This is a genomic window from Gallaecimonas xiamenensis 3-C-1 (assembly GCF_000299915.1).
In the GTDB taxonomy this organism is placed as follows: Bacteria; Pseudomonadota; Gammaproteobacteria; order Enterobacterales; family Gallaecimonadaceae; genus Gallaecimonas; species Gallaecimonas xiamenensis.
In genome coordinates, this window is the sequence record NZ_AMRI01000010.1 from 118168 (window position 1) to 143488 (window position 25321).

General features: G+C 63.6%; 27 protein-coding genes. 16 read left to right on the plus strand and 11 right to left on the minus strand.

Features of this window, described 5'->3' with window-relative positions; genetic code table 11:
- Window positions 1–152: 152 nt before the first annotated feature.
- From B3C1_RS20165 to B3C1_RS08780, 3 genes are all read right to left on the minus strand, one after another.
- Window positions 153–302, minus strand: a complete 150-nt coding sequence (locus tag B3C1_RS20165; RefSeq protein ID WP_156804511.1) for a hypothetical protein — start codon at window positions 300–302, stop codon at window positions 153–155.
- Window positions 303–614 carry a hypothetical protein gene (locus B3C1_RS08775; RefSeq protein ID WP_008484285.1) on the minus strand — a complete coding sequence of 104 codons (312 nt, stop codon included), beginning with the start codon at window positions 612–614 and terminating at the stop codon, window positions 303–305.
- A 252-nt stretch (window positions 615–866) separates the two neighbouring features.
- The gene (locus B3C1_RS08780) at window positions 867–1754 is read right to left on the minus strand and encodes a LysR family transcriptional regulator (protein ID WP_008484286.1); all 888 of its coding nucleotides are present in this window, start codon (window positions 1752–1754) and stop codon (window positions 867–869) included.
- Window positions 1755–1844: 90 nt separating this feature from the next.
- Between B3C1_RS08780 and B3C1_RS08785 the strand changes: the two genes are divergently transcribed.
- The 10 genes from B3C1_RS08785 to B3C1_RS08830 all read left to right on the plus strand — a co-directional run bounded on the left by B3C1_RS08785 (window position 1845) and on the right by B3C1_RS08830 (window position 9592).
- On the plus strand, window positions 1845–2342 hold the full coding sequence (locus B3C1_RS08785) for a lactoylglutathione lyase family protein (protein ID WP_008484288.1): 498 nt from the start codon (window positions 1845–1847) through the stop codon (window positions 2340–2342).
- A 103-nt stretch (window positions 2343–2445) separates the two neighbouring features.
- On the plus strand, window positions 2446–3087 hold the full coding sequence (locus tag B3C1_RS08790) for a LuxR C-terminal-related transcriptional regulator (protein ID WP_008484290.1): 642 nt from the start codon (window positions 2446–2448) through the stop codon (window positions 3085–3087).
- 150 nt (window positions 3088–3237) lie between these two features.
- A complete protein-coding gene (locus B3C1_RS08795) occupies window positions 3238–3558 on the plus strand; it encodes a hypothetical protein (RefSeq protein WP_008484291.1) in 321 nt (106 codons plus the stop codon).
- Between the two features lie 33 nt (window positions 3559–3591).
- Window positions 3592–4878, plus strand: a complete 1287-nt coding sequence (locus tag B3C1_RS08800) for a hypothetical protein (RefSeq protein ID WP_008484292.1) — start codon at window positions 3592–3594, stop codon at window positions 4876–4878.
- A gap of 90 nt (window positions 4879–4968) precedes the next feature.
- Window positions 4969–5709, plus strand: coding sequence for an NRDE family protein (locus tag B3C1_RS08805; protein WP_008484293.1), 741 nt, complete (start codon window positions 4969–4971; stop codon window positions 5707–5709).
- Window positions 5710–5776: 67 nt separating this feature from the next.
- Window positions 5777–6331: a helix-turn-helix domain-containing protein gene (locus tag B3C1_RS08810; protein WP_035481602.1), complete on the plus strand. Its 555-nt coding sequence runs from the start codon at window positions 5777–5779 to the stop codon at window positions 6329–6331.
- Complete coding sequence (locus tag B3C1_RS08815; protein WP_008484295.1) at window positions 6331–6867, plus strand: GNAT family N-acetyltransferase; 537 nt, start codon at window positions 6331–6333, stop codon at window positions 6865–6867. The genes B3C1_RS08810 and B3C1_RS08815 overlap by 1 nt, the downstream gene beginning before the upstream one ends.
- A 164-nt stretch (window positions 6868–7031) precedes the next feature.
- A complete protein-coding gene (locus B3C1_RS08820) occupies window positions 7032–7370 on the plus strand; it encodes a carboxypeptidase-like regulatory domain-containing protein (protein ID WP_008484296.1) in 339 nt (112 codons plus the stop codon).
- A 3-nt stretch (window positions 7371–7373) separates the two neighbouring features.
- Window positions 7374–9113, plus strand: coding sequence for a DnaJ-like cysteine-rich domain-containing protein (locus B3C1_RS08825; RefSeq protein WP_008484298.1), 1740 nt, complete (start codon window positions 7374–7376; stop codon window positions 9111–9113).
- A gap of 5 nt (window positions 9114–9118) precedes the next feature.
- On the plus strand, window positions 9119–9592 hold the full coding sequence (locus tag B3C1_RS08830) for a hypothetical protein (RefSeq protein ID WP_035481562.1): 474 nt from the start codon (window positions 9119–9121) through the stop codon (window positions 9590–9592).
- A 34-nt stretch (window positions 9593–9626) separates the two neighbouring features.
- Here the strand turns inward: B3C1_RS08830 and yjjX are convergent, their stop codons facing one another.
- Together yjjX and B3C1_RS08840 are read right to left on the minus strand one after the other, a co-directional pair.
- Window positions 9627–10169, minus strand: a complete 543-nt coding sequence (gene yjjX, locus B3C1_RS08835; protein ID WP_008484300.1) for an inosine/xanthosine triphosphatase — start codon at window positions 10167–10169, stop codon at window positions 9627–9629.
- A gap of 50 nt (window positions 10170–10219) precedes the next feature.
- The gene (locus B3C1_RS08840) at window positions 10220–11104 is read right to left on the minus strand and encodes a LysR family transcriptional regulator (RefSeq protein ID WP_008484301.1); all 885 of its coding nucleotides are present in this window, start codon (window positions 11102–11104) and stop codon (window positions 10220–10222) included.
- Window positions 11105–11193: 89 nt separating this feature from the next.
- On the opposite strand from B3C1_RS08840, the gene B3C1_RS08845 reads away from it, so the two are divergent.
- Both B3C1_RS08845 and B3C1_RS08850 read left to right on the plus strand, forming a co-directional pair.
- Window positions 11194–11604 (plus strand): CidA/LrgA family protein, encoded by a 411-nt coding sequence (locus B3C1_RS08845; protein WP_008484302.1) that lies wholly within the window; start codon window positions 11194–11196, stop codon window positions 11602–11604.
- A complete protein-coding gene (locus B3C1_RS08850) occupies window positions 11588–12292 on the plus strand; it encodes an LrgB family protein (RefSeq protein ID WP_008484303.1) in 705 nt (234 codons plus the stop codon). The genes B3C1_RS08845 and B3C1_RS08850 overlap by 17 nt, the downstream gene beginning before the upstream one ends.
- A gap of 26 nt (window positions 12293–12318) precedes the next feature.
- On the opposite strand, the gene B3C1_RS08855 is transcribed toward B3C1_RS08850, so the two are convergent.
- Entirely contained in the window at window positions 12319–13548 is a 1230-nt protein-coding gene (locus tag B3C1_RS08855) for a YbfB/YjiJ family MFS transporter (RefSeq protein WP_008484304.1), read from the minus strand.
- A gap of 129 nt (window positions 13549–13677) precedes the next feature.
- On the opposite strand from B3C1_RS08855, the gene B3C1_RS08860 reads away from it, so the two are divergent.
- Complete coding sequence (locus B3C1_RS08860) at window positions 13678–14238, plus strand: TetR/AcrR family transcriptional regulator (RefSeq protein WP_008484305.1); 561 nt, start codon at window positions 13678–13680, stop codon at window positions 14236–14238.
- A gap of 42 nt (window positions 14239–14280) precedes the next feature.
- Here B3C1_RS08860 and pyrC read toward each other — a convergent pair whose 3' ends face one another.
- The gene (pyrC, locus tag B3C1_RS08865; RefSeq protein ID WP_008484307.1) at window positions 14281–15318 is read right to left on the minus strand and encodes a dihydroorotase; all 1038 of its coding nucleotides are present in this window, start codon (window positions 15316–15318) and stop codon (window positions 14281–14283) included.
- A 147-nt stretch (window positions 15319–15465) separates the two neighbouring features.
- Between pyrC and B3C1_RS08870 the strand changes: the two genes are divergently transcribed.
- Window positions 15466–16341, plus strand: coding sequence for an NAD(P)-dependent oxidoreductase (locus B3C1_RS08870; protein WP_008484309.1), 876 nt, complete (start codon window positions 15466–15468; stop codon window positions 16339–16341).
- A 48-nt stretch (window positions 16342–16389) separates the two neighbouring features.
- On the opposite strand, the gene B3C1_RS08875 is transcribed toward B3C1_RS08870, so the two are convergent.
- Both B3C1_RS08875 and B3C1_RS08880 read right to left on the minus strand, forming a co-directional pair.
- Window positions 16390–17535: a DUF1963 domain-containing protein gene (locus tag B3C1_RS08875; protein WP_008484310.1), complete on the minus strand. Its 1146-nt coding sequence runs from the start codon at window positions 17533–17535 to the stop codon at window positions 16390–16392.
- A 96-nt stretch (window positions 17536–17631) separates the two neighbouring features.
- Window positions 17632–18468, minus strand: coding sequence for a helix-turn-helix transcriptional regulator (locus B3C1_RS08880; RefSeq protein WP_008484311.1), 837 nt, complete (start codon window positions 18466–18468; stop codon window positions 17632–17634).
- A 107-nt stretch (window positions 18469–18575) separates the two neighbouring features.
- On the opposite strand from B3C1_RS08880, the gene B3C1_RS08885 reads away from it, so the two are divergent.
- Together B3C1_RS08885 and B3C1_RS08890 are read left to right on the plus strand one after the other, a co-directional pair.
- Window positions 18576–19991, plus strand: a complete 1416-nt coding sequence (locus tag B3C1_RS08885) for an MFS transporter (protein ID WP_008484312.1) — start codon at window positions 18576–18578, stop codon at window positions 19989–19991.
- An 82-nt stretch (window positions 19992–20073) separates the two neighbouring features.
- Entirely contained in the window at window positions 20074–20868 is a 795-nt protein-coding gene (locus tag B3C1_RS08890) for an SDR family NAD(P)-dependent oxidoreductase (protein ID WP_008484313.1), read from the plus strand.
- Between the two features lie 34 nt (window positions 20869–20902).
- Here B3C1_RS08890 and B3C1_RS08895 read toward each other — a convergent pair whose 3' ends face one another.
- Together B3C1_RS08895 and B3C1_RS19355 are read right to left on the minus strand one after the other, a co-directional pair.
- Entirely contained in the window at window positions 20903–23461 is a 2559-nt protein-coding gene (locus B3C1_RS08895; RefSeq protein ID WP_008484314.1) for a M6 family metalloprotease domain-containing protein, read from the minus strand.
- Window positions 23462–23648: 187 nt separating this feature from the next.
- The coding region (locus B3C1_RS19355) for a M6 family metalloprotease domain-containing protein (protein WP_008484315.1) at window positions 23649–25321 on the minus strand (1673 nt) is incomplete at its 5' end.

Consider the following 25321-nt stretch of genomic DNA (forward strand, 5'->3'; position numbering starts at 1 on the left):
GTTGAGCAAATTGGTTATGGGGTTGGTGTCATTCTGTTGGTATTTTTTTATCCACTATGCCTACATCGCTTGTTATCACAAGCTGTAAATTGACCGTGTGGCGCTGTGGGGTTGGATTTGGGTGTTCAGGGCGAGGCAGTCGCTGCCTGTGGTCACCCTGGAACCGGCGTCAGCCGCGCCTTGTAAGACCTCAACGAGTCCAGTGACGGCAGTTCGGGGCGGCTGAAGTTTTGCAGCGGATCATTGTCGTAGGCGTCGTATTGGCGCAGCGCCTTGATGCGGTCAGCCTCTAGCTGGGTCACCTAATTGTCGAAGCGCTCGGCAGGGGCAAAGGCATAGCCAGCATACAGCTGGTGCAGCCAGTCGGCGCCGTTGATGCGGCTGTGCAGGGCAATCGCGTCGGCGCTCAGGTCGCGCAGGTTGTAGTCCACCTGCCAACTGGTGTCGGTTTGCTGCAGGTAGGAGTTGAACTCGGTTTGTATGCTGGCCGAGGCGCTCAGGGCGCCACGGTTGACCAAGGCTTCAACGTCCAAGGCCACCCGGGTTTGTTCTTCGCGGGTTTGGGTAAAGAAGGCATACACGGCGTAGAAGTCGGCGCCGTATTGCACCGGCATGAAGGCTGACTGCAGAGCCGCCCTCTATGATATCGAAGGTCACTGCCTGGTTGCGCAGTTCACCCAATAGGGTGTTAAAACCCATGCCCACTTCGGGTAGCACGGCACCTAACAGGGTACTGCTTGCGGGCAAATCGGTTTCGATTTCCATATTCATGGTCTTTATTGCCTTATGGTTAGCGGTTCGATGCAGAACCGACCTTTAACCATGGCCCATAAGGGGGATTGCTCAAGCTGGGGTTAAAAAAGCACTCAGGGGGCATCTTGGTGGGCTGCTAAGGGCAGCCCTAGGGCCGCCAACACCTGTTGGGCCCTTTTTGAGAGCGGCCACTGGGCGCGGTGGATAAGCCAGAGCTTGTCTGTTACCTGGGCGCTAAGGGGCATCACCTGAATGTGCTCTTGGCGGGGAAAGGCTTGGCGGGCAAAGCGGGGCAGCACGGTAAAGCCAAGGCCTCTGGCTACCGGCTCGAGGATAAGGCTTATCTGGTTGATAAAACCATGACAGGGCAGGGCGGCGGGGCCTGGGCTACCGGGAAAGGCCCTTGCCAGCAGCCGGGTGGCCATGGCTTTACCGTCGGGGTGGTCGATAAAACCAAGGGCCTTTAGCCCCTGCCAATCGCTGACGGTTACGCCCTTGGGTAATACCAGCTCCAGGGGTTCTTCGGCAAAAAGGCGGGCCGCGACTTGTGGGCTATCGGGCTTTTGGGTCACCAGGCCCAGCTCGAAGCGGTTGTCCAGCACGGCGGCCAGCACCTCGGTATCGGGGGCGAAGCGGTAGTGGATATGGCAGCCGGGGTGCTGCTGTTGCCAGTCCAAGAGTTTTGGGTAGAGATAAAGGCCAATGCTGCCGGGGCTTATCAATGTCAGCTCGCCGCTGGCTGCCGGGTCGTCCGCCAGGCGGTGGGCCAAGAGGGCGTCGGCCTGCACCATGGCCTGGTGGTAATCAAGGAGCGCAAGGCCGGCCGGGGTCAGCTCTACCCGGCGCGGGTGGCGCACCAAGAGTGGCCCTAGTTGGTTTTCCAGGTGCTTGATATGCTGGCTGACGGCGGCTTGGGTGAGATCCAGCACTTCTGCGCTGCGGGTAAAGGTGCCCTCGGCCGCCAGGGTGGCGAAGGAGCGGAGCCATTGGGGATTAATCATTAGAGTATTTTATAGAAACCATAAGTTGGCCTTGGTTCTTATTATACCTATTGGGCCTTAGGCTGGTGCTCCTCAAACCAAGGAGCCGTTATGCAAACCTATCCACGCAGCTTTTCCCATATTGGCCTGTCGGTGACAGACCTCGACGCCGCCGTGAAGTTTTACACCGAGGTGCTGGGCTGGTACCTCATCATGCCCCCCACCACCATCACTGAAGACGACAGCGCCATTGGTGTGATGTGCACCGACGTGTTCGGCGCCGGCTGGCAGTCTTTTCGCATTGCCCACTTGTCCACCGGCGATCGCATCGGGGTGGAGATCTTCGAATTCCGGGGCGCCGAGAAGCCGCAAAACAACTTCGAGTACTGGAAAACCGGGGTCTTTCACTTTTGCGTGCAAGACCCGGACGTAGAAGGTCTGGCCGCCAAGATTGTCGCCGCCGGCGGCAAGCAGCGCATGCCGGTGCGCGAATACTTCCCCGGCGAAAAGCCCTACCGCATGGTGTACATGGAAGACCCCTTCGGCAATATCCTCGAGATCTACAGCCACAGCTACGAACTTACCTATAGCGCCGGGGCTTATCAGTAACGGCAACAGGGTGATGGCGCCAACGGCAAGCTGACGTTGGCGCCCGCCGTCAAGCGGCTCTGCTAGAGTTATTTTCAATAGCATCAGCCCGTTAGGTACCCAGATGGACCTTAGCCAAGACGCTGCCTCTGTGCTTATCGTCCACCCCAGCCCCTTGTTGCGAGAAGCCCTGCAAAGCTATATCGAGTCCAAGGGGCCGCTGCGGGTGGCTGGGGTCAGTGACAGCCTTGAGGCCCTGGCCATGGCGGAACATTGCCGGCCACAGCTGGTGCTGTTGGCCCTGGCAAGCGAAGACGATCTGTCATTGCTGTCGGCCCTGGTGGCTTTGCCCTGGTCGCCCCGGGTGCTGCTGCTTTGCAAGGCCCTTGGGGAGCCGGTGCGGGCCGCCATCCGCCTGGGGGCCAGCGGGGTGCTCAGCGAAGACGACAGCGGCAGCCAGCTACTCAAGGCCCTTGGCTGTGTCCTTAACGGCGAGCTGTGGGTGGACAGGGCCCTGACCGCCAGCCTGCTTCGGGATCTGCGTAAGCCCCCAACCGAACCCAGCCCGGTGGGCCTGTCGCCACGGGAGCGCCAAATCGTGGCCCTGGTGGCCCAGGGCATGAGCACAGGGCGCCTGGCCGACCAGCTCCACATCAGTGAAAAAACCGTGCGAAATCACCTTTCTTCCATCTACGACAAGCTCCAGGTCGCCGACCGGGTCGAGCTTGCCCTCTACGCCCTCAAGCAAGGCATCAATAAAATTTGATGATTTTCAGGTTGTTACCCCTAGTTATGGGCATTTGTCCCGGTGCGGCGGGACAGCGGCCCCAGCGCAAAATGAGCAGCCTGGCCCATGGCGAGCAGGGCCTTGCCTCACCTAGCCTGACAGCAGGTGGGTTAAGACGAGGACGGCATCATGGAACTGCGGCAGGCAGCGCGCCTTAAGGGCGCCTTCTTGGTACAGATCCGGGGCCTGGATCCCTTGGGTCAGCCATTCAACCTCACCTCCTTGGCCGACAACATTGGTGCAGGTGGTCTCTATATGCAGTTGCCCCTGCCCCTTGCCGTTGGGGCCTATGCCCTGGTGGCGGTGCAACTGGACCGGCGCCTGATGATGGTGGCGCGCAGCCAGGTGCTGCGCAGCGAACCCAGGGCCCATGGTCTGCACGGCTTGGGAATGGGGTTTGTGAAAACCCGGCTGCTGGCCAGTAGGCATGGACGCTCAAGAAAGAAGTGAAAAAACAACGACCTTGCTTGCGGAGATACAATCATGAATAGCTGCAAAATCCCGTTACGCTACCCTGCTGGCTTTGCCGCCAGTGCCTTGTTGCTCCTTGGCTTGGTCCCCGGCGCCCAGGCGGCTCCCCCTGCCAAGCCGGCCTGCGGCACTAATGGCCCCTTGGTGGTGAGCGACCTCAACGCCGACAGTTACAACTACACCCAAGGGGAGAGCGGCACCTTGGTGTCGGCCTTCACTGTGATGTCGCCACCTCTCAATATCACCGGCGGCTGCGACGCGGCCCTGCTCCCGGTTTATGGCAACGGCAAGTCCGAGCCGGATGCCAGGGTAGTGGCGGTGGCGTTGGCGGTAGGGGAGGTCACAGTCCTCGAACCCCTGGGAGCCGTGCTCAGTGACGCCCAGGTGCAAGCGCTGCGCGCCGCCATCAGCCTGTCCCCCGGCACCACCATCCTGGATAACCCGGGCAGTGGCAGCTTTGCCGCCAGCTTGGCCTTTACCAAGCTGGACCTGCCGGCCGGCGAATATGCGGTGGGCATTGAAGTCAGGCCCCAAGACGGGGTTGGCTTGGGGGGCACTGTGGTCAAATCGCTGTTTGTGACCGTCACCGAGCCCACCCAGGTCGATACCCAGGCCCCTATTTTGAGCATCACCAACCCCACCGAGGCCCCCAGACTGTGCGTCAACAGCGAGCTGGCTCTGGGGCTTAGCGCCGTAGACCCGCTGGAAAATGGCGCCGGTACCGGGGTCTGGGCTCTGCGCGGCGCCCTGTGGAGCGCAGGCGGCCTGATGCTGTCGGACCTGCCCGGCATGGCGGTCAGCCCGGCCTTGTGGGTGGCGGCCGGTGAGCCGGTCTCGGCCCAGGCCATGGTCAGCAACAATGCGCCTGGCCAGTTCCTGGTCAAGGCCGAGGCGGACGACAACGCCGGCCACACCGGCCTTGCCGATACCGCTTACAGCGTCGGCCTCAATGTGGTGGCCCTGCCGCCCATGAGTCTGGGCAAGGCCTTTAAGCCCGGTGCCACCCTGCCCATCAAGTGGAATTTCGGTGACTGCGACGGCCAGGGCCTGCCACCCTTTGCCTCGGTAAGGCTGGTGATAACCGACCCCAGCGGTTACAGCGAACAGCGCTGGGCCGGTGACGGCGCCGCCAATATTCGCTGGGAACTGGACGACGCCGGTAATGTGACCCACTACATCAGCAACTACCCCATCCCCATGGCCGGCCATTACCAGGTTGACCTGTACGTGGACGACGTGGACGGGGCCAGCATGCTGCAAGGCAGCCTGAGCTTTGACGCCCAAGCCAAGGGCAAGTAAGGCAAAGGGCCACGCAAGTGGCCCTTTTTTATCACCCTGTTTTTCCTCTCGCTTATTGACCTGCACCCCGGCTCCGGGCTTTGATGGGGCATGTGCAGCGTGATCATACTGCGCCGCCCCGGCCACCCCTGGCCGGTGCTGATCGGCGCCAACCGTGACGAAATGCAAGCCAGGCCCTGGCAGGGGCCTGGCCGTTATTGGCCGCAGCTGCCCAAGGTGCGGGCCGGGCAGGACTTAAACGCCGGCGGCACCTGGCAGGGGATTAACGACCAGGGGGTGCAGGCGGCGGTATTGAACCGCTTTGGCAGCCTGGGCCCGGCACCGGGCAAGCGTTCCCGTGGCGAACTGCCGCTGCTGGCCCTGGCCGAAGACAACGCCGGCTGCGCCGCCCAGGTGATAGCCGAGCTGGACCCCAGCCAATACCAGCCCTTCAACATGCTGGTGGCAGACAGTCACCAGGCGTTTTGGCTGGCCAACCGGGGGGAGGCCATCAGTCTGCAACGGGTACCCGAAGGGCTGTCCATGCTCACCGCCCACGACCTTAACGACACCCAGGCCAGCCCGCGCATGGCCCATAACCTGCCCCGTTTTCGCCTGGCCCAGGTGCCAGATCCGGCCAAGCCCAACTGGCAGGCCTGGCAGCAGCTGCTGGGCTTTGAAGGGGAGCAGCCCCCGGACCCGGCCCACTTCGACATCCGCGCCGACGCCCTTTGCATCCGCAGCAATATAGGTTTTCAAACCGTTTCCTCCTCCCTTATCGCCCTGCCGGCAACGGGCCAGCCCCTGTGGTGGTTTGACGGCGGCCAGGGCTTTGCGCTGGTAGCCGATTAAAAGCCTTGTGAGTTCCCGGATTCGATCATAAATTCCCAAAACTGAGAATTGATGTTCGGATATGCTCATGAGCGACCCCTTGGAACTGACCCTGGCCAACCGGCTTAGGGCCCTTCGCCGGCAGCAGGGCTGGTCCCTTGATGAAATGGCCCAGCGGGCCGGTGTCAGCCGCGCCAGCCTGTCCCGTATCGAAAAGGCCGAAGTCAGCCCCACCACGGCGGTGCTGGCCAAGATCTGCTCGGCCTTTGGCCTGAGCCTGTCGCACCTGCTGGCCCAGGTGGAAAGCGGCCCCCGCGCCCTGGTGCCCCTGGCCGACCAGCCTCTGTGGCAGGATCAGGCCAGCGGTTTTAGCCGCCGCAGCGTCTCGCCCCCCGAGCCCGGGTTGTCGTGCGAAGTGCTGGCCTGCACCCTGGAGGCGGGGGCCAGTCTCCATTACCCCCAGCCCACCCGCCCTGGCCTTGAGCACCACCTGGTAATGCAAAGCGGGCAGCTGCGGCTGTGGGTAGAAGACCAGGCCTACGATCTGGGGCCGGGGGATTGCCTGCGCTACAAGACCTTTGGCCAAAGCCGTTTTCAGGTGCTGGGGGAGCAAAGCGCCCAGTACCTGCTGGTGCTGATCTGATGGAGGAAATAGCGGTGCATATCAAGGAATTGCAGGGCCAAGAGGCCCAGGCCAAGCTTGACCACCTGGCGGCGGTACTGCACCGCTGCGTATCCGACGGCGCGTCGGTCAGTTTTATTGCCCCCTTCACCCTGGAAGATGCCAGGGGCTATTGGCGGCAAAAGGTGCTGCCCCGGCTGGGGGGCCGGCTGCGGCTTTTTGTGGCCGAGGCCGACGGGCGGGTGGTAGGCACAGTGCTCTTGGACGCCGATACCCCGCCCAACCAGCCTCACCGGGCCGAGGTGGCCAAGCTGCTGGTGCACGGAGACTATCAGCGCCGGGGCATAGCCCAGGCCCTGATGACTCACCTGCTGGCAGAGGCCTCTGCCATGGGCCTTACCCTGCTGACTCTGGACACCCGCACCCACGACAAGGCCGAGCCTTTGTACCGCAAGCTGGGGTTTGTCACGGTCGGGGTGATACCGGCCTTTGCCCTCAGCCCCGACGGCAGCAGCCTGGACGGCACCACGGTGATGTATAAACAGCTGGGCCAATAAAGGCGCCGGGCCTGGCCCGGTTTTCCCCAAACCCTATTAGGGAATGGGGACAAACTAGGCACCTTGTTATTTTCAATAGTCCTTAGTGGTTATTTGACTTATATTTCATGGGCTAGGCGCTAGGCATGGTTTGGCGCAGGGAAGAACCGTCAGAAATAAGACAGATGATTAAAACGGCAAAACTCATTACGGTATGGATGCTGATTTGGCTGGGGTTGGTGATCTACCAATTCCTGGTGCCCTCAGTGCCTGCCGCTCCCAACCCTCTCCCCACAGTGTCGTCCCCCAGCAGCGTGTTTCGGCTGCAGATAAAGACCAGCCCGGCCAAGGCCAGGGTGCGGGTGATGAACATCCCCGACAAGTACCAGTACGGCATGGCGTTGCCTCCGGGCCAATACCGCATCAAGGTGGACGCCCCCGGATACCAGAGCAAGAGCCTGGTGCTGCAGGTCAAGGCCGGACAGGCCTCGGACATTTTCCACGTGGCTCTGGAGAGGAAATAAACCATGACCCCATTAACCGGCAAGGCGGCCGCCACCTTCGCCAACAACTGGTTGCCCGGCTATCGCCTCGATATCGACGCCAGTAACGAAAAAGCCGCCGACCACCCCCTTAAAACCTCCGGTGTCTACGAGCTGAGCTCACATCGCACCCGCTCCAGGGAGACCGGCACCCGCAACCATGATTGTCGCAATGAAGCCGAGTGCGACCATCACCTTAAGGCCTACGAACAGGCCTGCCACAACGGCAGGAACCCTGAGCTGATCGCCAAGGCCGTCGGGTTGATCAAGCAGGACCCTGTGGCCTCCTTCAGCCTACGCAGGGATCTGGAAAAACGCACCCACAGTTATATCGAGATCTGCAGCAACTGCAGCGGTCAAGGGTGCGTGCGCTGCCACAATTGCAGCGGCTCAGGCCAGGTAACCTGTTGGTCTTGCAGCGGTGGCCGGGTTAGCTGCGGCTCTTGCAGCGGTGGTTATATCCACGGTTCCAATGGCTCGCGCCAGCGCTGCTACAGCTGCTCTGGCAGCGGCTATCGGGACTGCAGCGCCTGTTATGGCAACGGCAAGCGCACCTGCGGCACCTGTAACGGCACCCGTACCCTCAGCTGCTCGCCCTGCGCCGGCACCGGCCGTTTTACTGTCAGCCTGTCGGCGATCATGTCGGTGCAGGCCCACCAAAAATGCCGCTGGGCCAGCTCGGCGGACTTTCCCTGGCTGGACCACTATGTCACCACTGCCCTGAACGGCAGGGTGCCCCAGGCGCCCCTGAACAGGGTGGCCAGCTGGCAGCTGGACAGCTTTCGCTTCGAGGAGATAACCGGCTTTCCGCTGATCTCCCATATGGAAGGCAGCCTGCACACCGCCAGCAGCGACATCAAGGTCGACGGCCAGTTGACCCAGGGCTGCCACTTTGTCGGTGGCGCCCTGGTGCCCTACGACCTCAAGGGTTGTTTCGACCAGGCGGTGGTGAAAGAGACCGAACGGCTGGCCAAGCGTTTTGATGACGAGGCCTGCAAGCGCCTTTTTGCCACCCCCATCGCCAGCTCCACCTTCGAGCTGGTAGCCAGTGACAAGCTGCCGGGCCACAACGGCTATTACAGCCGGGGCTTTACCGGCCGGGGCGCCAAGGCCCTTAAAGACAGCCTGCTTGGCACCGCCAAGCACCTGGATCAGGCTCGCCAAAGCCTGTCGCTGAAGCGCTTTGGTCTCTCCTTTGGCATCCTCTTTACGGTGCTGGTACTGCTGCTGGCGCTGCTGGACAGCCTGGCCGGTGGCCAGATCCAGTGGCACCTCTACGCCAGTGTCCAGGTACTGGGCAGCGCCCTGGTTAGCCTCAAACTGGGGTTGATGCAGCTGCTCAACGGTCAGCCCTACCTGCTGATAAAGGTGCTGCTGCTGAGCTTCCTGCCGGCCATGGCCATGCGCCAATGGCTGGGGTCAGATCAGATCTGGCGGCCCTGGCGGCTCTTTGGCTGGTACATGGGCACCACCTTGCTGATGAGTGCCATCCTGGTGCAGAGCCACTTGCACCCGGGCCTCTCCGGTGGCTTCTCCCTTGGTTACCTGAGCCTGTCCAACCTGCTGGGCGGCGTTGGCCACGTGGCCGCCATCGGCCTGGATTTGGTGATGCTCTGCGGCCTGTTGGCCATCTTCAGGGCAAGGCGGGCGGCCTTTAGCGCCAACCGCAGACAGGTCAGGGCCATCGGCTCCTCGGCCTTGAACCGGCTGATGAACTATGAGTGATTGCCATGCTGAATCTTGATCCCTTTAAGAGCGGCGACAACCTGCACAGCCGTTTTGGCCCAGTGCAAACCCTGCTGTGCCTGCTGGGCGGCTACCTGATCAGTCACTTTGTTACCCGCTGGCTAGCCCAGGTGCAGGGGATCTGGTACCTGCTGCTGTCGCTGCTGTTGGTGGCGGTGATAGGGGGCCTTTGCCTGTTGGTGTTTATGGGCAGCCTGGCCCTTAGGAACAGGGGCACCCAGCTTTGCTACAGCGGGGCCATCGGCTTGGTGCTGGCGGAGATCTTCACCCGCAGTTACCACCAGAAGGAGTGGTGGATCTGCCTGGCTGTGGGGGCGGTGCTGGCCTACCTGGGGCTGCACCACGGCAGTAAGAAGCCCAGCCTGCTGGCGGCGGGTCAATGCCTGGCCGGCACCCTGGCCGGGATATGGCTGCTGAGCTTCTTCGTCAATTACCTCAGGCTGCTATACAGCTGGTAAGTGGCAGCAAAAAGCCGGGCCTAGCCCGGCTTTTTTATTCTGCGAACAGCGACGGGTTTAAAAAGGGCGCCATGGCCAGGGTCAGGGCCTGGGTGTAGGTGCTTTCCCTGGTGGCCTGGTGGCGGGTAAAGAGGCCGATGGCGCCGCCTTTTTGCTTGATGTTGTCGGTGCCGAACAGCTTGTCGATAAGGGGCCCCAGCTCTTCGCCGGCCATCAGGCCGTCAAACAGCACTTTGGGCAGGGGCAGGCTGGCGCTGCGGCCAACCGATTGCTGCTGGCCGTTGTCTATCACCACATAGGCGAAGGTGGCGGGGCCGTCTTCCAGCAGATCCACCCCCCCTTCCATGGCCACATAGAAGTCGGCCTGTTCCTGGGCCCGGCAGTAGGCAACCCGGTTGATGGCCCCCAGGCGGGTGTCGGCGGCGGTCATGGGTTGGTCGGGTACCCCGGACGGAGCCTTGATGCCCCTGGCTTTGACCTGGGCGTCGGGGAAGAAGGGGGCCAGGGCGCTTTGGGCGGCGGCCACCTTGACCGGGTTGGTGGAACCCACCACCACGTGGATCACGGCATTGGACACGGTATCTCTCCTCTTTGGCGGCGCCATTCTACCAGCGCCGGGGCGGGCCGTCAGGCCGGTGGGTAGATCTCCCGCACTATGTCCAGCCAGGCCCGGGCCGCCGGCGACAAGAAGGCGTCCCGGCGCCAGATCATGGCCATGTCCCATTGGGTGTCCGGCTCGTCCAGCAGCACCTGGGCCACCTTGGGGTGGGGGCGCTGTTGGGCGATACGCCGGGGTAAAAAGCTCACCCCCATGCCGGTGGCCACCAGCTCGGTGATGAAGTCGATTTGGCTGCTGCGGGCGGCGATCACCGGCTTGAGGTTACGGCGCCTCGCTGCTCCCAGCAGGATACGGTTAAGGGAAAAACTGGCCTCAAAGAGGATAAAAGGGGTATCCCCCAGGTCGGTAAAATCCAGGGACTGGCGGCCGGCACAGGGATGGTCGGCGGGCAGCAGCGCCACCAGGGGTTCACAGCAGACCGGCTGGCTGTCGAAGGTGTCGGGGGCCGGCAGCAGGGTTGCCCCCAGTTCAATATCGCCGCTTAGCAGCAGGCTTTCCAGGCGGTCGCTGCCGTGCTCCACCAGGCGCACGTCTATGCCCGGGTAGCGCTTGCGGTAGCGGGCAAAGACCGGGGCATAGAGGATATTGCTGCCGATGGGCGGCAGCCCCAGTTGCAGGCTGCCTTGGCGCAGGCCTCGGATCTCGTCCAGCTCCGCCAGCAGATCGTCCCGCTCGGCCAGTATCCGCAGGGCCCTGTGGTACACCACTTCCCCGGCCGCAGTCAGGCGGCTCTTATGGCCGCTGCGGTCCAGCAGGGTTATGCCCAGTTCGTGCTCCAACTGCCGCACCGCCTTGCTGATGGTGGGCTGAGTGGCGAACAGGTGCTTGGCGGCCTGGGAGAAACCCCCTTGGCGCACCACGGCGGCGAAGGCTCTTAATGCTTTGAATTCCATTGCTATTCCAATTTGGAATGGAGTTGATTCTATCAATTCATTATTAACATGTTTTGCCGCGCAGTAAGCTGGGTGTCAAGGAGAACCCCATGTCTGTCCGATCCCTTTCCCGGCAACTCAGCCGGGGCCTTCATCACAGCCGCCTGCTGCAAATCGGCCTTATCGTTGGCTTTTGGCTGCTGGGCGACGCCCTGGTCAAAGCCACAGGGTTGCCGGTGACCGGCGGCATTGCCGGCCTGGCGCTGGTGCTGGTGCTGCTGGCCAGCCGCCGTTTGAACCTGGCCAGCATGCGCCTGGGTGCCAACTGGTTGTTGGCGCAGATGCTGCTGTTTTTCATACCTGCCGTGCTGGCGGTGCTGGATCATCGCGAGCTGTTTGGCCTGCTGGGCCTGAAGGTGCTGGCGGTTATCCTTGGCAGCACCCTGGCGGTGCTGGGGGTTACAGCCCTGGTCATCGACGCCGTGGTCAAAGGCCGCCTTGCCCATGACCCTGCCCGCTAACCCCTGGTTGCAGGGGGCCTTCTGGTCCTTGCTGACCATCGCCTTTTACCTGTTGGCCAAGGCCATACACCGGCGTTGGCGCCGCAGCTGGCTGACGCCACTGCTGCTGGCCCCGGCCTTGCTGTTGGTGCCGGTACTGGCCCTGCACGCCAGTTACCACGACTACATCAGCGCCACCGGCTGGCTGGTGGCCCTGCTGGGCCCCACCACCGTTGCCTTTGCGGTACCCATCTACGAACAAAGGGCCGTTATCCGCCGCTATTGGCCGGTGCTGGCCTTGGGGGCCCTGGCCGGCAGCCTGACTGCGGTGCTGACCAGTTGGGCCCTGGCGACCCTGCTAGGGCTGGACGGCGCCTTGCGCCTGAGCCTGTTGCCCCGTTCCATCAGCACCCCCTTTGCCATGGCCATGTCCACCGACATTGGCGGCCTGCCGGATTTGACCGCCATCTTCGTGGTGATAACCGGGGTCTTGGGGGGCGTGATTGGCGAGGTGTTGCTGCTGCGCCTGAAGGTCCGTTCGGCCCTCGCCAAGGGGGCGGCCCTTGGCATGGGGGCCCATGGGGCCGGCACCGCCAAGGCCCAGGAACTGGGCCGGGAAGAGGGCACCATAGCCGGTCTGGTGATGGTGCTGGTGGGGCTGTTGAACGTCTTGGCGGCGCCTTTGCTGGCCTGGTGCCTGGCGCCATAAAAACGCGGTTTATGCCGCGTTTTTCATCAAGCCTGCTCGGCGGCAGGCCCCTTGCGGCCGGCTTTTAATACCAGCAACCCATCCCCAAGCAGTATCAACACCAGCGCCAGGACCGCCAGGGCAAACAGCAGAGGGTAACTGCCCCCCGACTGGGTAAATAGGTAGGAGTAGCCATAACCCGCCAGGGCCTGGAAGCTGGCAAAGACCACTGTGGCCCGGCTCCAGGTGGCGGCCTGGGCCTGGTGGTCCCCCGGCAGCAATTGGTGCACCTTGTGCAGCGCCAGTGGCACCATGCCGGGCGGGAAGGTACCAATCAGTACAGTGGCAATGGCGGTACTGACCAGGTTGCTGCTGGCCAGCAGTAGCATGACTGCCAGCGCCTGCACCGTCACCAACAGCCGCAGTGCCCCTGAGGCGCCCAACTTGTCACCAAGTTGGCCATAAAGCACCGGCCCGGCAATGGCCCCAAGGCCGTACAGCACCCAGAACAGGGCTCCCACATGGGCGCCCTGGCCAAGCCCCCTGGCCACGTAATCCACCATAAACACCATGGTCGGCACCAAGGCGGCGGCCATCAGCCCGTATTGCAGATAAAACACCTTGAGGGCAAAGCCGGAGTGCTCGGCGCTGCGGCCGGTAATGGCTGGCTGGGCTTGATGATGGCGCGGCCAGCCGCGCCAGCTAAGGGCGGTGAGCAGCAGGCCGATGGCCCCAAGGCCGAGCCAGGTGGCTTTAAGGCCCCAGCTCAGCAACAAGGGCACCAGGGTGCCGGAGCCAGCAATACCAACCCCAAGGCCGAGGAAAATGGCGCCACTGGCAAGGCCCCGGCGGCTGGCCGGGATATGGGGCAGCAAGGTGGCGGCCACCAGCACCATGATCACCCCGCCGGTGACCCCCGACAGCAGCCGCCAGCCGAAGAACCAACTGATGGACAGCGGAAAGCCGCACGCGAAAAAGGCGATGGCGGTGAGCAGCATCATCACCTTTAGCACTGGCACATTGCCAAAGCGCCGGCCCAAAGGCCGTGCCAGCAGGGCGCCTATCAGGTAACCGGCCAGGTTGGCGGCGCCTAGGTAAATCACCTTGTCGGCGCTGAACCAACCGGCGGAGATCAACGGCGGGATCAGCGGCGTGTAGGCAAAACGGGCCAGGCCGATGCCGATCAGGCTGGCGCAAAAGCCGGCCAGGATGGCGGCCCAGGGAATACGCTGCGAATCATTATTCCCGGGGTGCCCGGTGTTGTCGGCGGTGGTCATAGGGGCCTCGCTATTATCTTTGACAGCTGTGTCATTTTTGACATTGTTGTCATGATTGACATGACTGTCAATGATGCGATCATATGAGCCAACGATGAGCACCATGCAGGTATTCGATAAGGAGGGGCCATGGCGGGCGTCCGGCAATTTGACGAAGAGCAGGTACTGGTAGATGCCCTGGCTTTGTTCTGGAAAAAAGGCTTTGTGGGTACCTCCATGCAGGAGCTGGCGGCGGCCACCGGTGTGCAGCGCGGCTCGCTCTATAACGCCTACGGCGGTAAGGAAGCGCTCTTTATCGCCGCCTACCGCCGCTACCTGGCCAAATACATGCAGGGCATCAAAAAGGCCTTGGCCCAGCCGCAGCTCAAAGACGCTCTGGCGGCGATGTTTGATTTCAGCATCAACCTTATCCGCACCGACCGGCGCGGCTGCCTGACCACCAAGACCGCCACCAGTGAGAGCGCCACCCCGGCCATTCAAGAAGCCCTGCGTGCCCAGATGGACACCCTCAAGGCCTGCATCACAGAGCGCCTTATGCAGTCGCCACAGGAGCTGGCCCTGCCGGTTGCCGACGCCGCATTGCTGTTGCTTACCCACACCCGGGGCATAGTGGTGATGGAGCGGCTCTATGACGACCCAGAGCAATTACGCAACAGCGCCAAGGCGCTGGTACAGCTGTTGGTGAAATAAAAAACGCGGGCTTTGGCCCGCGTTTTTTATTGATGCCCGGCCTTAGCCCAGGTACTTCCAGCGCAGGCTCTCGCCGGCGCGCAGCGGCACTATCACGTCGCCTGCAAAGGGCAGCTCGGTGGGGGCCACCCATTGTTCTTTAACCAGGGTGATGGTGTCGGTGTTACGGGGCAGACCGTAGAAGTCGGCGCCGTTAAAGCTGGCGAAGGCTTCCAGTTTGTCCAGCACCCCTAAGTCTTCGAAAATCTCGGCATAGAGCTCGATGGCGGCATAGGCGGTGTAGCAACCGGCGCAGCCGCAGGCATTTTCCTTGGCGCCCTTGGCGTGGGGGGCCGAGTCGGTACCCAGGAAGAACTTGTTGTTGCCGCTCACCACCGCGTCTTGCAGGGCCTGCTGGTGGATATTGCGCTTGAGAATGGGCAGGCAGAACAGGTGCGGGCGAATGCCCCCCACCAGCATGTGGTTACGGTTGTAGGCCAGGTGCTGCACCGTGATGGTGGCGCCCACGTTGGGGCCCTGGCTTTGCACGAACTCGGCGGCGTCCTTGGTGGTGATGTGCTCCACCACCACTTTGAGGGTCGGGTGACGGGCTACCAGCGGTGCCAGGATATCGTCCAAAAAGGCCTTCTCCCGGTCGAAGATGTCCACGTGGTTGTGGGTCACTTCCCCATGTACCAACAGCGGCATGTCATTTTCGGCCAGGGCCGCGCAGACGTCGTCCAGCTTGCCAAGGTCGGTCACCCCGGAGTCGGAGTTGGTGGTGGCGCCGGCCGGGTAGAGCTTGACCGCCACCACTTTGCCGCTGGCCTTGGCCTCGGCAATGATGGCCGGGGTGGTGTTGTCGGTGAGATACAGCACCATCAGCGGTTCGAAGTGGGAGCCGGCCGGGCGCTGGGCCAGGATGCGGTCGCGGTAGGCCAGGGCCTGGGCGGCGTCCATCACCGGCGGCTTGAGGTTGGGCATGATGATGGCGCGACCCATCTGGCGGGCCGTTGCAGGAACGGTATGGGCCAGCACGTCACCGTCACGCAGGTGAAGGTGCCAGTCGTCGGGGCGGATAAGGGTCAAGCGGTCGGTCATGCGGGCGGTCCTGGGCGGTAAAACGTTTGGCTATTTTAGCCGGGCCAGGCCTCTGGCCCAACAGCCTTTTCAGACGCACTGTTTCCAAAGCCGGACCAAGGGCCGCAGCTGCTACCCTGACAGCACGTAAAGACAGGAGATAACGCCATGAAAGTCGGATTTATTGGCCTGGGCACCATGGGCAAACCCATGGCCGCCAACCTGATCAAGGCCGGGTTCAGCCTTAAGGTCTGGAACCGCAGCCAGGCGCCGGTGCAGGACCTGGTGGCATTGGGGGCCGAGGCGGCCAAGGGCCCAGGGGACTTTGCCGAGGTGGACGTGCTGGCGTCCATGCTGTCGGACGACGCTACTGTCCAGAGCGTGGTCGTTGACGGCGGCGCCCAGGCCAGCCTCAAGGCCGGGGCTATTCACCTTAATATGGCCACCATTTCCCTGGCCCTGGCGCAATCCCTGGCGGCCAGTCACCAGCAACAGGGGATCGGCTATGTGGCGGCGCCGGTACTGGGGCGGGTCAATGTGGCCGAGGCGGGCATGCTCAATATCCTGGCGGCCGGGCAGGGCGAGCACCTGGCCAAGGTGGCGCCGCTGCTGGACGCCATGGGCCAGAAGACCTGGCACTTTGGTGACCAGCCGGCCCAGGCCAATGTGGTGAAATTGGCGGCCAACTTCTGCCTGGCCAGCGCCATTGAAACCATGGGGGAGGCCTCGGCCCTGGTCCAGGCCCATGGCGGCAGCGGCAGTGGTTTTATCCAGATGCTGACCAGCACCCTCTTTGCGGCGCCGGCCTACCAGAACTACGGGGCCATGATCGCCGAGCAGCGCTACCAGCCGGCCGGTTTCAAGCTGTCTTTGGGGCTCAAAGACGTGCGCCTGGCCCTGGAAGCCGGGGAGGCCGGCCAGGTGCCCATGCCCTTTGCCAGCACCATGAAGGACAACTTCTTGGACGCCATGGCCCAGGGGGACGGCGACCTGGACTGGGCGGCCCTGGCCAAGGTGGCCGCCCGCCGGGCTGGGCTGGGTTAACGGCCAACAAAAAGGGCGCCATAGAGGCGCCCTTTTTGTTGGCTGCGTTTAGTCGTAAGAGCGGGTCAGCACCAGGCCTTGCCAGTCGCTGTGCTGGCCGGCCAGGGCCTGGGCCGGCAGGCTCAGCAGCAGGCGGCCATAGCTTTGGTGCAGCAGATGCAGCAGCGGCAGGTGGCCTTTGGGTAAGTACTCCTGGCTCAGGCTGCCGAGCTGGGGCAGCAGGCCAAAATCGTAGCTTTGCAACTCGTCGTCCAAGGCCTTGGCGTCCGGCCGCAAGTGGGCGGGCAGGGTGGCCATTTGGGCGTCGAGGTGCTGGCCGTCCAACTGGCGGCGCGGCTGCCAACTGATGGCCTGGAGCTCGCCGGGCGGCAGATCGCTGAGGCGGCACTCTGACCCGCGCAGCTGCCATTGGGCCATGGGCTGCCAATCCGATGGGCTGGCGGGGAGTTCGGGCCAATAGAGCACAGTGAGGGGCTGGTGATGACAGCGAGGGTCGCCACTGGGGTCCTGGGCGGCCACTTCCAAGGCCTCGGGGTCGACAAACACTTGCAGCAATCCGGTGGACGGCAGCGGATGGGGGCCGGCCAGGGCGTCAAAGTGCAGTTGGCACAGCAGCCGCAGCTCTGGGGCCAGTGCCGGGGCCGGCGCTTTGCTTGGCAGCCAGGGCAGGCCGCCCCAGTGGCTTTGCCAGGGGTGTTTGATGGCTGTGGTGCAAAGGCGATAGCCCAGGGGCAGGTCAGTAAAGCAGGCCTTGAGGGCCTCAATACGCTGGCGTGTGGCCAGGGCCTTTTGGAAGATCTGCTGGTAATAGTGGCTGTCTACCACCCCTTGTTCGGCGCCATAACGGGCCTCGTGGGCCGCCATCAACGCCAGGTAGGGAGCGGCGCGGTATTGCTTGTCCTGCAGTTGCTCGGCGCTGTCCCCTGTTTGCGGGTAAAGGTCGCTGATGCTAAGGCGCAGATCGGTCACCCGGTCAGGGTCGGCCCCCTTGTCCAGCAGCCAGTTGGCCGCCCGTACACTGGGGCTGGGTTTGGCAAAGAGCATCTGCAAGGCGGTGCGGCCCTGGGGGTCTTCGCTGTCGACCGGCAACCCCTGGTCCAGCAGGGTGCCAAGGCTGGCCTGCTGCTGGACAAAGTCGTTATCGGTTTTGATTTTCTTGATGCCCTGGAACCAGGTACTGCTGAGGTTGCTCATGGAAGGGCTTGAACTCCTTTTCGTGACGTTTTGTGTTGAATTGGCGACAGCTAGGCCGGGGGACAGTAGCACAAGGGGCCGGCGCTGTGGCCAGGGCTAAGGGCGGACCGTTACCCGTGCCAGGGCTGCTCGGCTTTGTTCGTTCACCGGTACGCAGACCAGCAGCCGGTCGCCGTTGCGGGGGGCCGACCACCAGTTGCTCTGTTGCAGTTCCATTTCCCCTACCGCCGGGTGGTAGTAACGCTTTTGCAGGTTGGTGACGCAGTCCACGTCCTGGCGCTGCCAGAGCTGTTCAAACTCCTCTGAAGCGGCCCTGAACTTGGCCAGGTACTGCTGCCAGATTGGGGTATCAGGGGCACCGGCCATATTGGCTCGAAAGAAGGCCACCAGCTTCGGCAGCACCTGCTCTTTGGACACTATGCTCTGGCGCCAGTTGGCATTGGTAAGGCTCAGGTAAATGCAGTTGCGGTCGGCCGGGGCAATGTCCCCAAGCTCCACCCGGGTCAGGTCGCAATAGGCCCTGTTGAAGCCGACGATATCCAGGCGGGCATTGACCATCAGGGCCGGCAAGGGGTCCAACTGGTCCAGCAGTATTTGGTTGGCCAGGGACACCTGCTGGCAGGGAACCTTGGCCTCCACGGGCTCGGGCTGGCCGGCCAGGCGGAACACATGGCGCTTCTCGGCAACGGTGCATTGCAGGGCGGTGGTGATCGCCTCCAGTGCCTTGCTGGACGCTTTGACGGCGCGGCCCTGTTCCAGCCAGGTGTACCAGGTGGCGCTGACATCGGCCAGTTGCGCCACTTCTTCCCGGCGCAGCCCTGGGGTACGGCGCCGACCCACCTGGGGCAGGCCCAGGCGCTTGGGATCCAGGCTTTCACGGCGTGAACGCAGGAAGGCGGCCAGTTCGACGTTAGGGGTGGTGTTATGGTCCATGACAGGGCTCCGACAGGTAGTTTTTATACCAGGATAAGCAAGCACTGGTACCAGGTTAAACTGGGGAGCAGACTGCCAGCCTTTGCTGTTGCTGACAAGGTGAAACCATGAGCAATGCCCCTTCCCAACCGCAATTGGCCTGGCCCGGTATCTTGGTGCTGCTGGCCGGGCAATTGCTGCCTTTGGTGGATTTTTCCATTATCAATGTCGCCCTTGGCGCCATCAGCGCCGATCTGGGGGCCAGCCATACCGAGCTGGAGCTGGTGGTGGCGGTTTATGGCATCGCCTTTGCGGTCAGCCTGGCCCTGGGCGGGCGCCTGGGGGACCGCCTTGGCCGGCGCCGCCTCTTTAGCCTCGGCGTGGCACTGTTTGGCCTGGCGTCTTTGTTCTGCGCCCTGGCCACGTCTGTGCCCATGTTGCTGGTTGCCCGGGTCTTGCAGGGCCTGGCCGCCGCCCTGGCGGTACCGCAGATCCTGGCTACTTTGCATGTCAGCCTGCACGGGGAGAGCCATTCCAAGGCCATAGGCGCCTATGGGTCGGTGGGGGGCCTGGCCTTTATCATCGGTCAGGTACTGGGCGGCCTGCTGGTCAGCTGGGATCTGGCTGGCATGGGCTGGCGCAGCGTCTTTCTTATCAACCTGCCCATCTGCGCCGCCATCCTCTGGGCGGCGCCGCGCTGGGTGCCCCAGACCCGCAGCGATCAGGCCCCTGGCCTGGATCTCAAGGGCGCCGGGCTCTTGGGGCTTATCCTCTGCTGCCTGCTGCTGGCCAGCGCTTTGGGGCCAGTGCTGGCCTGGCCGCGCTGGGCGCAGCTGATGCCCCTGGCGGCCTCGGCCCTTGGCCTTTGGCTGTGGCGGGTGGAGCAGCGCCAGCCCTGGCCGCTGCTGCCGCCCCGGCTCTTTGCCCTGGGGTCCATGCGTTTTGGCCTGCTGCTGGCGCTGTTGTTTTTTGCCAGTTGGAGCGGCTTTATGTTCGTACTGGCTTTGACCCTGCAAGCGGGCCTTGGCATGAGCCCGTCCCAGTCCGGCACTGCTTTTCTGGCCCTCGGCCTGGCGTTCTCGGTGGTGGCCGTGAACAGTGCCAGGGTCAATGGCCGGCTGGGCCCGGTGCTGACCCTGCTGCTGGGCCTGGCCCTGCAGATCCCGGGGCTGGGGCTGTTGATTGCCAGTATGGCCAGGGCCTGGCCCGAGGTGAGCGCCCTGGCCCTGGTGCCGGCGAGCCTGCTGATAGGGGCAGGGCAGGCCCTTATCGTCGGCTGCTTTTACCGTATTGGCCTGGCCGATGTGTCCAAGACCGATGCCGGCAGCGCCAGCGCCATGCTCTCGACTGTACAGCAGTCTGCCCTGGGCCTGGGCCCGGCGCTCTTTGGCGGCGTCTTTGCTTGGCGCCTGGCCGGCGGCGGCTATATGCCGGCCATCAGCCTGACCTTGGCACTGGAGATGGCGGCTATGCTGTTGCTGGCGTTGATGGCGGTGCATTTTGGCCTCAAAGCGCGCCGGGCTGCGGCCCCGGCCAAAGCCTGAGTTGCACCCTGGGCCAAATCGGCCAGCCTTAAGCCAAGGGGCCGGGCATCGGCGCCGAATAACAGACACTTAGGGAGGGAGTATGAAGATTGAACTGCAAGGCAAGCTGGCCATAGTGACGGGGTCAACCCTGGGTATTGGCCTTGCCACTGCCAAGGGGCTGGCGGCCTGTGGCGCCAAGGTGGTGGTCAACGGCCGCACCCAGGCCAAGGTGGACAAGGCGGTGGCGGCCATAGGGGCGGCGGTGCCCGGAGCCCAACTGCTTGGGGTTGCCGCCGACTTGGCCAGCGCCGAGGGCTGCGACAAACTGGTGGCGGCGGTGCCGGCCTGCGACATCCTGGTCAACAACGCCGGCATCTTTGCCCCCCAGGAGTTCTTTGACACCCCCGACAGCCAGTGGCAGCACTTTTTCGACGTCAACGTCATGTCCGGTATGCGCCTGTCCCGTGCCTACCTGCCGGCCATGGCCGCCAAGGGCTGGGGGCGGGTGGTGTTTTTGGGGTCGGAGTCGGCCCTGAATATCCCCGAGGACATGATCCACTACGGCATGACCAAGACGGCGGTGCTGGCCCTGTCCAGGGGCCTGGCCAAACGGATGCGCGAAAGCGGTGTGACCGTCAACGCGGTGCTGCCGGGGCCCACCCTCAGTGAAGGGGTCGAGGCCATGTTGGCCGAGGAGGTAGCCCACAGCGGCAAGTCCATCGAGGAGGTGGGGCGCGACTTTGTAAAGGTCCTGCGCCCTTCTTCCATCATCGGGCGCCTGGCCAGCTGTGAAGAAGTGGCCAACCTTATCGTCTACACCTGCTCAGAGCAGGCCTCGGCCACCACCGGGGCGGCGCTGCGGGTAGATGGCGGCGTGGTGGACAGCCTGGTTTGAAGCGTAAAAAAGCGGCCCCCCGGGGCCGCTTTTTTTATTGGCGAATGCGTCGCAGTAGGGCCAGGGCCAACAGGCTCAGCCAGCCCAGGCTGCCACCACCGCCGCCGCCACCGCTGCTATCGCTGCTGGTGCCGGGGTTGCTGGGGGCCGGGCTCTGGCTGACGGTCAGGTTGCGGCTGACGCTGGCGCCGCTGGGATCGGTGACCGTCACGGTAAAGCCGTAGCTTTGGGTGCTGGCCGGGTTGGCCAGGCTGACATTCAAGGTGGCGCTGCTGGCATTGAAGGTGAGCGCCGGGCCTGAGGTCTGCTGCCAGCGGTAACTCAGGCTGTCGCCGTCCACGTCCTGACCCTGGGCCACCAGGTTGAGGGTGGCGGCGCCACTCAGGCTGGTGCTGCCGGCCACGCTCAGGGTGGGGGCGTCGTTGACCGCTTCCACCGTTACTATGATGCGATCGCCGCTGCTGTTGGTACCGGCCACTTGGCTGGGCAAGCTGAAGCGGGCCTCGCCGAAGAAGTTCTGGGCCGGGGTGTAGATCAGCAGATCCCCTTCGCGGCTCAGGGTACCGGCCTGGTTGGAACTGAGTTCGAAGTCCACATCGGCCAAGCCGAGGGCGGCCAGATCGATGGTCAGCGGCTGGTCTTCCAGGGTGCTGAACTGGTAGTCGCGGCTGCCTTCGGCCACCGGGCTGCTGGCGCTTAGCAGCAGGCTGATTTGCGCCGCCTGGCCAAGAGCCTGGCCGTTGGGCCTGTATTGGTTGCTGGCGGCCTTGGGCTCGGTGGCAAAGCCGGCATTGGACGCCACCACCAGCATGGCCTTGCCGGCCAGGACCTGGGGGCTGGCCAGCAGCCAGCGGTGCCAACCGGCGGCACCGCTGAAGCTGCCCAGATCGGCGATCAGGCTGCCAGGCTGGCTGGTGCCGCTCCACTGGTGCAGGGCCAGGGTGACAGTGCCGGCGTTGGGCAGGTAGAAATCGATGCCGTCCAGCACTTGGTTGTTCAGTTCAAAGCCCCAGCGCAGGCCGCCGGAAACCGGGGTTGGGCTGGCCTGGTAGCTGTGCTGCAGCAGCGCCGAACGGTTGTCGTTGGCCACAATTAGGCTGTAGCTCATGGGCAGGGCGGCATCGCTGATGGCGCTTAGCAGCACCGGGCTTTGCTGGCCGTCACGGGTTACAGGTTGGTACTGGCGCACGTCACGGTAGCCCGGGAAAATGTCGCCGCTGTCACCGTGGTTGTTGCCCGCTTCCAGATCACCCCGGCCGTCGGCCTGGATGATGGCCAGCACCGGGCGGCCCAGATCGCTGTTGTCGGTGACCCTGGGGTCGGCCTGGCTCAGCAGCAGGCCGGCCTTGGGCAGGCTGTCGTCGTAGCCGCCGCCCCGGTAGGCCAGGTACAAGGATTCACCCAGCTGTTGGCTGCGAAGGTAGGGGTCGATAAAGATCCGTTGGATATCGTCACCGCCCAGTTGCTGGTTGCCTTCACCGTCCACGACCTCGCTGCTGGCCAGGCCAGCGGTGCTCTTGGACCAGGCGCTCAGATCCGACGGGGTCTGGCCCAGGTAGGTATCGCTGGTGACCTTGTTCCAAGAGCCAGAGCCCATCAGGCCCCAACGGCCTATGCCGGCCGGGGCGCCGTCCACATACAGATCCGGCAGGCCCAGCAGCAGGTGGCCCAGCTCATGGGCGAAGATCCCCATGGTGGCGGCGTGGTCGCCGTGCCTTTCCCCTACCACCAGGTAGTCGCGCAGGGCTTTGCCGTCCAGGGTCTGGGTGGGCATCACCCAGCGGTGGGCCCAAATGGCAGGCCCGGTGGCGCCATAGCCCCCTTCCTCACCGGCAAAGATAAACTGCACCGCCAGTTCGCTGGGGGCCAGGGTGCCGTCACCGTTGCTGTCGTAGCGGCTGAAATCCACATAAGGGTCGGCAGCGGCCAAGGCGGCGGCCAGGGTGCCGTCTATGCCGTAGTCGCAGTCGGAACCGCAGGCCGGATGGTTACGGGACAGCTGTACATGGACTATGCCGTCGGCCGCCCCCTCGCTTTCGGTGGCTGGCTCCAGGGTCAGGGCGCCGCCGCTTTGGGCCTGGTAGTAGTTGACCAGGCTCTTGCCGCCGCCAAAGAGGGTACCGGCAAAGTCGTATTGGCTGGCCACATCGTCGAAGGCCACCTGTATGGTGAGCAGGGCCCTGCGGCCGGTGATGGCGCTGGCAGCCAGGCTGCGGCTTTGGCTGTTGGCCCGTTCAACCTGGAGGCTAAGGGGCAGCTGTTGCAGGGCCTGCTGTTGTTCGGTCAGGGGCGCCTTGAAACCGGTAACGGCAAAAGCCGGCGCGGCGTCGTTGGCGGACACTTGCGAGGGCAGCAGCTTGCCGTCCTGCAGTTGGGCGTAGACCCAGCGGCCCTGCTGCTGCACCAGGGCATGGCCCTGGACATCTTCATACCAGCTGAAAAAAGCAGACCCGCGCAGATGCGCCTGAAGGGTGGTCCCGTCCGGTTGAGACAGGGTAATAAGCCTGGGTGCCGGTGCTGATGCATCGGCAGGGCCTGAAAGCAGGGCGCAAGTGGCTAGCACCGCCCAAGGCAGCGTACGTGCAAGGAACATGACCCCTCCAGAACGTCTACGACGAGGTGGTTTTGAACAAGAAATCGACGCTGCGAAGTTTACGAAATGAGCGAAAAACAAACAACAGATCAATGTTAAATTCTGTGAGATATCGCCCATTGACCAAGTTGGAAAAGGCGCACAAAAAAGGAGGCCAGAGGCCTCCTTGTCAGTAAAAATGCGGTCTTCAGCCGCCCAGCACCTGCAATAACCAACGCCCAAAACCGGCGCCGCTTTGGCTGTCGCTTTGCTGGTTGTCAGTGGTCTGGGGGGCTTCCTGGCCCAGCAGCAGGCTCAGTTGGGCCGCCTCGCCCTGGCCAGCCAGCACTTGCCCGGCCGGGGCCTGGGTGCCCGGTTCCACCGCCAGGGCGGGGCCGGCCAGTTGCAGGTCAAACCCGGCGCGGATCGACAGGGGCTGGTCCAGCATCAGCCGGTGCCAACCCGGTTGCAGGTGCCAGCTCAGGGCGCGGCTGTCGCTGCCGCCCTGGACCTTGAGGCTGTAGCTGCCGGCCTTGGGGGCATAGAGATCGATGCCTTCCAGGCGGCTGGTGGCCTGGGGTGCCTGGCCCTGCCATTGCAACGAACCGCTGACCTCCTGGTGCTGACCCTGGTAGTAGTGGCCCAGCAGGGCGCCCTTTAGGCCGCCGTCCAGATTCAAGCTAAAGCGCATCTGGCTGGCCGGATCGCTGATGGCGGACAGGTACACGTCAGACGGCAGGCCCTGGGCCGTGGCCAGGCGCAGGTTGCGCTGCTGCTGGCTGCCAGGCAGCACCGCATCGTCGGCCAGCAGTTGCACCGTCGATACCGTCTCAGCGCCGCTCTGGCTGACTTGGGTGACCAGCAGCCCCTGGTCCGGCAGGGCGCTGTCGTAGCCGCTGCGGTCGCGCACGTCCAGCAGCAGGTAGTCCCCTTGCTGTTGGCCTCGCAGGTAAGGGTCCAGATAGATCTTCTGCACTTCACCGGTGGCCACGTCGTAGTTGCCGCTTTCCACCAGGGCTTTGGGGGTCAGCAACCCCAGGTAGGACTTGGACCAGGCACTGAGGGCGGCCGGGGTGTCCCCCATAAAGTGATCTTGAGGCGTCATGTTCCACGAGCCGGTGCCCATCAACCCCCACTGGCCTATGTCGCCGGCGTGATCGGGATCGTCCTGATAGAGATCGGGCAGGCCCAACAACAGGTGCCCCAACTGGTGGGCCAGCACGCCCAGGGTGGCCCGGTGGCCCCACTGTTTCTCACCCAGGGCCGAGTAGCTTTCCAAGCGGGTGCCGTCCAGGTTGACGGCGGGCATGGTCCAGGTATGGCCCCAGATGGACTGCTTGGGGTTGCCCGAGGTGGCGGCCTCGTTACCGGCGAAGATGAACTGCACCGCCAGTTCGTCCGGGGTCAGGGTGCCGTCACCGTTGAGGTCGTACTGGCTGAAGTCCAGGTAGTCGTCGGCCTGGACCAGGGCCTGGGCCAGCACGCCGTTGATGCCGTAGCTGCAATCGCTGCCGCAGCTGGGGTGGTTGCGGTTGAGGTGAACCTTGACGATGCCGTCGCCGTCGTTGTCGGCAGCGGGCACCAGCCGCAGTTGGCCGCCGGACATGCTGTTGAAATAGTTGGCCAGTGACTTGCCCTGGCCCCAGATAAGGTCGGAAAAGTCGTTCTCGGTGGCCACGTCGTCGAAATCCACCATCACCGTCAGCAGCGGCAGGTCCAGCACCTTGGGCTCGCTGGCCAGGCTGCGCTGCATCTCCACGCTGTCGAAGCGCTTTTTGATAATGGGCGGCGGAGGCAGGGGAATTTTACGCAGCTCCTGGGTGCTGACGGTGCCGTCAGCCAAGGCCTCGACTGCCTCACCGTCGATACGTTTTTTGATAA